The organism is Prosthecobacter sp. (assembly GCF_046154365.1).
In the GTDB taxonomy this organism is placed as follows: domain Bacteria; phylum Verrucomicrobiota; class Verrucomicrobiia; order Verrucomicrobiales; family Verrucomicrobiaceae; genus Prosthecobacter.
Map to the genome: position 1 here is coordinate 1 of NZ_JBJXFV010000193.1, position 8,272 is coordinate 8,272.

Here is an 8,272-nt window from a genome sequence, read left to right on the forward strand (position 1 = left end):
TGAAGAAGCGCAATGTCAGCGACTATCCCGCAGCGGGCCTGCATTGGAACGTGAAGTTCAACGAAGGCGAGAACCAACTCCGTGCTGTGGGCAAAGGCGTCAGTGATGAACTCACCGTCGGCTATCAGACCAAGAAATGGGGCAAGCCCGCCAAGCTGAAGTTGGAGGAGATCGGGCAAAAAGACGGCATTGCCACGATGGAAGTGCGGATGCTCGATACCAACGATGTCCCCTGCCTCGATTGCTCCAACATCGTGCGCTTCGGCTTGGCTGGCGATGGTCGTTTGATCGATAACCTCGGCACTTCGACCGGTTCACGCGTGGTGCAGCTCTACAACGGACGCGCCACGATCCAATGCGAGATCACCAACTATAAAGTGGCCGTCTCCGTCTCATCGGAGGGCCGCAAGCCGCAGTTCAAATACGTCACCGATGCCCGCGTACCGGCTCCAGGCACTGAAAAGCCCAAAACAACCCCCAAAGCCACATCAGAGGCCAAAACGCCCACTTCGAAGCTCACCCTCGACATCGCATCCATCGACAAAGAGCGCATCCTCAAGGCCGCAACAGCCGCTTTGGAGCAAAAACCGGTCTCCATCACCACTTCGCCCGCCAAACTCAGCGAAGGCGGCCCGAACGACTTTTATTCGAACGGCGACTACTGGTGGCCAGATCCCTCCAAGCCCAACGGATTGCCTTACATCAAGCGCGATGGCGAAACCAACCCCGAGAACTTCATCGCCCATCGCATGGCCGTGAAAGCTCTGCGTGATTCCGTAGCCGCGCTCGCAGCGGCTTACAAAATCACCGGCGACGACAAGTATGTCACCAAAGCCGCCGAGCTACTTCAAGTCTTCTTTCTTGATGCGAAGACCAGGATGAACCCCAGCCTCAATTTCGCTCAAGCAGTGCCCGGTGTTTCGCCCGGACGCGGCATCGGCATCATCGACACGCTGCACATCATCGAGATCCCTGCTGCGGTGAAAGCAATGGAGCAGTCCAAAGCCTTCCCTGCCGATATGGTCAAAGATCTGCGTCAATGGTTCCGCGAACTCGCGGAATGGATGGTCACCAGCGACAACGGCAAGGACGAAGCCAAGGCGAAGAACAATCACGCCGTCGCCTTTCATCTTCAGCTCGCCGTGTTCGCCGACTTCATCGGTGACAAAGCCAAGTTGGAGCTTTGCCGGCAGCAGTTCAAAGAAGTCTTCCTGCCCAAGCAGATGGCGGAAGACGGCAGCTTCCCTCTCGAACTCGCCCGCACCAAGCCCTACGGCTACTCGATCTTCCAACTCGATAACATGACCCTGCTCTGCCAAGTCTTGAGCACCGCCGAGGACAATCTCTGGACCTTCCAGACCAAGGATGGCAAGAGCATCGCCAAAGCCATCGCTTATCTGCATCCCTTCCTCGCCGACAAATCGAAGTGGACGCTGAAACCCGACGTGAACGCCTGGGAAGGCTGGCCCGCTCGTCAGCCCAACCTCATCTTTGGCGGCCTAGCGCTCGGTGAGCAGCGCTATCTCGATCTCTGGCAGAAACTCCCCGCTGATCCCACCGACCCCGAAGTGCAGCGCAACATCGGCATCACTCAGCCGATCCTTTGGGTGAAGTAGAACCTCAATCTCATGAACACACCCACCACTCGCTACCGCTGGACTATCTGCACGTTGCTGTTTTTCGCCACGACGATCAACTACATCGACCGGCAGATCCTCTCGCTGGTGAAACCGCTGCTCGATGATGAGCTGCACTGGACCAATGAGCAGTTCGGCATGGTGAACTCGGCCTTCCAGGCGGCTTATGCCATCGGCTTGCTCGGCTTTGGTCGTCTCATTGATCGTTTCGGCACGAAGATCGGCTATGCGCTCTCCATCACGCTGTGGAGCATCGCCGCGATGAGTCACGCGCTTGTCGGCAGCATCGCGGGATTTCGCTGGGCGCGGATGTTTCTTGGCGTCAGCGAGGCGGGGAACTTTCCGGCGGCCATCAAGACGGTGGCGCAGTGGTTTCCGCGCAGTGAGCGGGCGTTTGCCACGACGCTGTTCAACTCAGGCGCAAATGTCGGCGCCATCATCGCACCAGCGACGATTCCCTTCATCGCAGCGGCATGGGGATGGCGGGCCGCGTTTGTCGCAGCCGGTCTCGCAGGCTTCGTCTGGTTGGTGTTTTGGTGGCTGATGTATGAGGCACCTGAGAAGCACGCCCGCGTTTCTCCAGCGGAACTGGCCGTCATCACCAGTGACCGTGCGGACACGCAGACGGATACGATTCCGTGGCTAACGCTTTTGAAGATCCCGCAAACGTGGTCCTTCATCATTGCCAAGTTCCTCACCGATCCCGTGTGGTGGTTCTTCCTCATTTGGCTGCCTGATTACTTCAATAAAACCAAGGGGCTCGACATCAAGAAGCTCGGTCTGCCACTCGTGACCATCTACGTCATCGTCACCGTGCTCAGCATCGCAGGCGGCTGGCTGGCGAATGCCCTGGTGCGGCGCGGCTGGAGTGAGAATCGCACACGCAAGACCTGCATGTTCATCTTCGCACTCGCGGTGCTGCCCATCTTGCTCGTCAAAGGCGCTGGCTTGTGGGGCGCGGTCGTGCTCATCGGCATCGCCGGTGCCGCGCATCAGGCGTGGTCGGCCAATCTCTTCACCACCGTGTCGGACATGTTTCCGAAGCGTGCCATCGGCACCGTCATCGGCATCGGCGGCATGGCCGGTTCATTCGGCGGCATTTTGTTTCCCATCTACTCAGGTCGCCTGCTGGATCGCTTCACCGCATCCGGCGATGTGAATACGGGCTACGCGATTCTCTTTGGCATCTGCGCTGCGGCCTACTTGCTGGCGTTTGGATTGAATCATCTCTTCGCGAAGCGCTTTGCACCGATCACCCAACTTGAATCTTGATCTCATGCCCACCTACGATCTCCTCAGCCTCGGCGAAGTCTTGCTGCGTCTCGACTCCGGTGAGTCACGTGTGCGAACCTCGCGTCAGTTCACGGCGTGGGAAGGCGGCGGCGAATACAACGTGGCGCGTGGTCTGCGGCGCTGTTTTGGTTTGCACACAGGCGTGCTCACCGCCTTTGCTGACAATGAAATGGGGCGCTTGATCGAAGACTTGATTTTGCAAGGAGGCGTGGACACACGGCAGGTGAAATGGGTTCCCTATGACGGCATCGGCTTCGCGGTGCGCAATCCCTTCAACTTCACCGAGCGCGGCTCCGGCGTTCGCGGTGCCAAGGGTTGTGTGGATCGCGCCCACAGCGCCGCTTCACAGATGAAGCCGGGCGACTTCGACTGGGATGCGCTGTTTGCGGATGGCGGCTGCAAATGGCTGCACACCGGCGGCATCCTTGCAGGCTTGAGTGAGACGACCGCGCAGCTCGCCATTGAAGCCTGCCAGGCGGCGAGGAAGCACGGCGTCACCGTGTCGTATGATTTGAATTACCGCCCGTCGCTCTGGCAGCGGCGTGGCGGCTTCGCGGCAGCACAGGCCTTGAATCATCGCCTCGCGCCGCTCGTGGATGTGATGATCGGCGTGCTCACGGATGACGAACCCGCAGCGATCAGCAGCAACAACGATCCACAGGACATCTTCGCTGAGCAAGCCGCCGCCATGCAGCGCGGCATCACGGCGATGGTCACCCGATACCCAAACATCAAAACCGCCGCCGCCACGTTGCGCCGCGTTCACAACGCATCCCGCAACGACTGGGGCGCAGTGGCATGGATTGAAGGCGCGTTCTATCGCGCCAGAAATTATCCTCAGCTCGACATCATGGATCGCATCGGCGGCGGCGATGGATTCGTCTCAGGTTTGATTTACGGAATGCTCACGGGTCAATCACCGCAGTTCACAGTCGATCTCGGAGCCGCACACGGTGCGCTCGCGATGAGCACGCCCGGCGACACAAGCATGGCCACGCTAGAAGAGGTGCTGTGGCTCGCGCAAGGCGGTGATGCGAAGGTGCAAAGATGAATGGCCGCGCGCTTTGCCGAAACCACACTCCAAATCCACGAACTCCGAGCCATGAAAAAAACATCTTCTCACTTTGATGAGCAAGGCAGCGTTACATAACATCACGAAGAGCGGCTGCATCCCCGTTACTCACCATTTGGATCAAATAACTCCGCACACTTAATCAACCATGAAACGCCTCCTCACACTCTTCACCGCCCTCGTCGTTTTTTTCGGCCAAAGTCATGCTGCCGACAAACCCAACGTCATCTTCATCCTCGCGGACGATCTCGGCATCGGGAATCTGAGCTGCTACGGTTCGGACAACTACAAGACGCCGCACATCGACAAGCTGGCGGCGGAGGGCACGAGGTTCACGCAGTGCTTCACAGCGGCGCTATGCGGACCATCACGGGCGATGATCATGACTGGGCGTTATGCCTTCCGCAATGGATCGAGCAATCAGGATGCCTGCACCGTCATGCCCAACAAGGAGTTGCAACTGGGTCGTGTTTTCCAGAGTGCGGGCTACAAGACCAGCTCCATCGGCAAGTGGGGGCAGCTTCCTGGTGAGCCAGATGAAGCGGGCTTCGATGATTACCTGCGCTTCAACGGCAGTGGCGTCTATCGAAACAAAAAAGAGGGCAAGTCCGAGGAGTATCTCGTGAACAGCAAGGAAATGAAACTCGGCGATGACGAATACATGCCCGACCTCATGCATGAGCACATGATGAAATTCATCAAGAAGCACAAAGATGCCTCCTTCTTTGTCTATTACCCGATGTCGAGCGTCCATGGCGATCTGCTCCCGACTCCCGACAGCGCATCCGGCAGCACCGACCTCATGGCGGACAACATTACCTACATGGACAAGCTCGTCGGCAAGCTCGTTTCAGAACTCGAAGCGCTCAAGCTCCGCGACAACACGCTCATCATCTTCATGGGCGACAACGGCACCGGCAAAGGCCAGTCCGAGCGTGCGACCATCGGCGGCAAAGCGCTCTCTGGCATGAAAGGCACCATGCTCGAATGTGGCGGTCTTGTGCCCATGATCGCCAACTGGCCCGGCAAAACGCCCGCTGGCAAGGTCAGCGCCGACTTGATCGACTCCACCGACTTCCTGGCAACGTTCGCGGAACTCACCGGCGGCACTTTGCCCAAAGACACGATCTTCGACGGCCACAGCATCGCTCCGCAACTCCGTGGCGAACCCGGCACGCCGCGTGAGTGGGTCTATAACCAACTCGCCGCCATGTGGTATGTGCGAGACGCGAAATGGAAGCTCAACGAGAAAAACGAACTCTTCGACATGAGCGATGCCCCTTTCACCGAGAAGCTCGTCGCGGGCGATCACCCCGCTCGCACTAAACTTGCCGCTGTGCTCGCCAAACTCGATCCTGCCGGTGGCATTCCCGACAGTGGCGATGGCACGGGGCGCCACGCGAACAAGGACAAGAAAAAGAAGGTTGAGGAGTCCATGAAAAAGCCCGAAGCACCGTCCACAACCACGATGAGTGCAGAGGACGCCGAACGCGCCGCGAAGTTCGACAAACTCGACGAAGACAAGCTCGGCAAACTCACCCGTGACTACTACACCACCCATCAATCCGATGCGGCCGCCGCTGGCAATCGCTTCGATAAATACGACACCGACAAAGATGGGTTCGTCAGTCGTGACGAATACATCACGAAGGGCAAAGTCACGAAGTAGGCCCGACGCTTTCCAACAACCGACAGCCACCCCTTTCCCAAGCCCCCATGAAATCCACGCTCCTGCTTCTTTCGTCATTCGTTATTCTGCATTCGTCATTCGCCGCGACGAAGCCCAACATCCTCTTCATCGCTGTTGATGACTTGCGGCCACAACTCGGTTGCTACGGCGATAAGCTCATCAAATCACCCAACATTGACCGCATCGCTGCTCGCGGCATCGTCTTTGAAAAGGCCTATGTTCAGCAGGCCGTGTGTAGCCCATCGCGCACCGCCATCATGACCGGCTTGCGGCCAGACGTGACCAAAGTTTGGGACTTGGAGACGCACTTTCGTCCTGCGCAGCCGGAATGCATCACGCTTCCACAGCACTTCAAAGCGAACGGCTATCAGTGTGAAGCGCTGAGTAAAATCTACCACAAAGGGCATGAAGATGGCCGCTCCTGGACAGCGTCGCATTGGTATCCCTTCGGTCGATCCGTGGACACCGATCTCGTCGATTGGACCAAGCAGATCGTCACCAAACACGACGTCAATGTCGTGGAATACTCTTCGCCAGAAGCCAACGACACCTCGGTCAAAAAGAAGGACAAGGAAGCCAAAGGTGGACCCGCGTTTGAAGTAAGCCCGAAGGACGACAGTGAGCTGCCCGATGGTGCCACGGCAAACGAAGCCGTTAAGCGCCTCGCCGCCTTCAAGGCCAAGGGCGAGCCCTTCTTCCTCGCTGTCGGTTTCTTGAAGCCGCATCTGCCTTTTGTTGCACCCAAGAAATACTGGGACCTCTACGACCCCAACAGCATCCCTTTGCCAGCCATCGATCACTTGCCTGAAGGCGCACCGCCTTATGTCGGCCACACCAATGGCGAGATTCATAACTACCCCGGCGTGCCGAAGGGTGACCCCATCCCCGCCGACTTCGCCAAGACCCTGCGTCACGGCTACTATGCCTGCATCAGCTACATGGATACCCAAGTCGGCAAGGTGCTCGATGCGCTCGAAAAAGAAGGTCTCGCTGACAACACCATCATCGTGCTCTGGGGCGATCACGGTTGGCAACTCGGCGATCACGGCCTCTGGCACAAGCACACCAACTTCGAGATCGCCACCCGTGCACCATTGCTCATCAGCGTGCCCGGATCGAAGACCGCAGGCCAGAAGTGCGCCGCGCCCGTCGAGTTCGTCGATGTCTATCCGACGCTCGCCGAACTCTGCGGCCTGCCCGCGCCCACCGGCCTCGGTGGCAGCAGCATCAAGAACTTCATCGACAATCCATCCGCACCCTCCACCGACGTCGCCATCAGCCAATACCCAAAGAAGGCCCCAGAAGGCCAAGTCATGGGCTACAGCATTCGTAACGATCGCTACCGCGCCACCTTCTATCGCCTGCGCAACGGCTCCCAGATCGTAGGCACCGAACTCTACGACGAGCAGAACGACCCGAATGAGACGGTGAGCCTCGCCAGCAAACCCGAGCACAAAGAACTGCTCGCCACCCTTGCCAAACACCTGCCACCCGTTGGTTCCGACGCCAAACTCGAAGGCGCAGAACCCACGAAGATCAAAAAGACAGCCAAAGGCGCACCCACCGCCACCACCACCGGCGTCACGGACGATCGCGGCGCGCGCTTCGATAAACTCGACAAAGACAAAATCGGCAAACTCACTCGTGAGTATTACACCACCCATCAATCCGATGCAGCGGCTGCCGGGGAACGATTCACCAAATGGGACACCAACAAAGACGGCTTCTTGAGCCGCGAGGAATACCTGAAGCAAGGAAAGTGACGCTCAATTTCTCAAATTCGATGATGAAACACTCGATCTTTTTTATCGCAGTGGCTGTCGTGTCGGCCGGGTTTCTACACGCTTTTGAACCCAAGGATTGGAAGATCGAAGGCGAGGTGGACATCCCGGCGGCGATTCGTGTGGAGCGCGACATCACCTACTTGCCGCCGGAACGAAAAGAAAAGGCAGACCTGTATTTTCCGACGGCAAAACCAGCCGAAGGGCGCTTCGCCATGGTGCTGCTGATGCACGGCGGAGGCTTCAATGATGGCGACAAGGCACGCGGACGCGAAGTGCAGATGGCGGTCGAACTCGCGACGCATGGCTACGCCTGCATGAGCATCAACTACAAGCTCTGGAACAAAGGCATCAAGAAACCCACCTGGCCCCAAAGCCTGCACGATGCCAAAATCGCCGTGCGCTGGCTGTGAGTGAATGCGGACCGCCTCGGCATCGACCCCGAGCGGATCGCCGCCTTTGGCAACTCCGCAGGCGGCAATCTCGCCCTCATGCTGGCCACCACCACGCCGGAAGATGGCCTGGAGCCAGCCGAACCGCACGTAGGCATCAGCACGCGAGTTTGCTGTGCCATCGATCTCTACGGAGCACTCGATCTACCGAACTACCACGACATGAAGATGTTCCAGCAAAGCCGCGAAGAGAACCCTGAAGTCTATCGCAAAGCCTCGCCCGTGACCTATGCCAGCACTGGAGACGCCCCCATGCTCATCATTCACGGCACCGCCGATGAGACCGTGGATGTGAGCCAAGCCCGCACCATGGCCGCAGCGCTTGATAAAGCCGGTGTCGAGCATCA

5 protein-coding genes and 1 pseudogene are annotated in these 8,272 nt (G+C 58.4%); all 6 read left to right on the forward strand.

All coding sequences use genetic code 11. The features are described 5' to 3' along the window. Nucleotides 1–1,616 (forward strand): alginate lyase family protein (locus tag ACKVY0_RS25250; protein WP_409217638.1); only part of this gene is annotated, 1,616 nt, incomplete at its 5' end. Between the two features lie 12 nt (nt 1,617–1,628). After that, nucleotides 1,629–2,909: an MFS transporter gene (locus ACKVY0_RS25255; RefSeq protein WP_409217639.1), complete on the forward strand. Its 1,281-nt coding sequence runs from the start codon at nt 1,629–1,631 to the stop codon at nt 2,907–2,909. Between the two features lie 4 nt (nt 2,910–2,913). After that, nucleotides 2,914–3,981 carry a sugar kinase gene (locus ACKVY0_RS25260; RefSeq protein WP_409217640.1) on the forward strand — a complete coding sequence of 356 codons (1,068 nt, stop codon included), beginning with the start codon at nt 2,914–2,916 and terminating at the stop codon, nt 3,979–3,981. Between the two features lie 169 nt (nt 3,982–4,150). Continuing rightward, nucleotides 4,151–5,671: a sulfatase-like hydrolase/transferase gene (locus tag ACKVY0_RS25265; protein WP_409217641.1), complete on the forward strand. Its 1,521-nt coding sequence runs from the start codon at nt 4,151–4,153 to the stop codon at nt 5,669–5,671. A gap of 47 nt (nt 5,672–5,718) precedes the next feature. Continuing rightward, complete coding sequence (locus ACKVY0_RS25270) at nt 5,719–7,455, forward strand: sulfatase-like hydrolase/transferase (protein ID WP_409217642.1); 1,737 nt, start codon at nt 5,719–5,721, stop codon at nt 7,453–7,455. Between the two features lie 245 nt (nt 7,456–7,700). Further along, nucleotides 7,701–8,272: pseudogene (locus ACKVY0_RS25275) on the forward strand (prolyl oligopeptidase family serine peptidase); the annotation flags it as partial.

Coding starts and splice junctions, on each gene's coding strand:
- ACKVY0_RS25255 (WP_409217639.1), top strand. CDS start 1,629: ATGAACACACCCACCACTCGCTACCGCTGGACTATCTGCACGTTGCTG.
- ACKVY0_RS25260 (WP_409217640.1), top strand. CDS start 2,914: ATGCCCACCTACGATCTCCTCAGCCTCGGCGAAGTCTTGCTGCGTCTC.
- ACKVY0_RS25265 (WP_409217641.1), top strand. CDS start 4,151: ATGAAACGCCTCCTCACACTCTTCACCGCCCTCGTCGTTTTTTTCGGC.
- ACKVY0_RS25270 (WP_409217642.1), top strand. CDS start 5,719: ATGAAATCCACGCTCCTGCTTCTTTCGTCATTCGTTATTCTGCATTCG.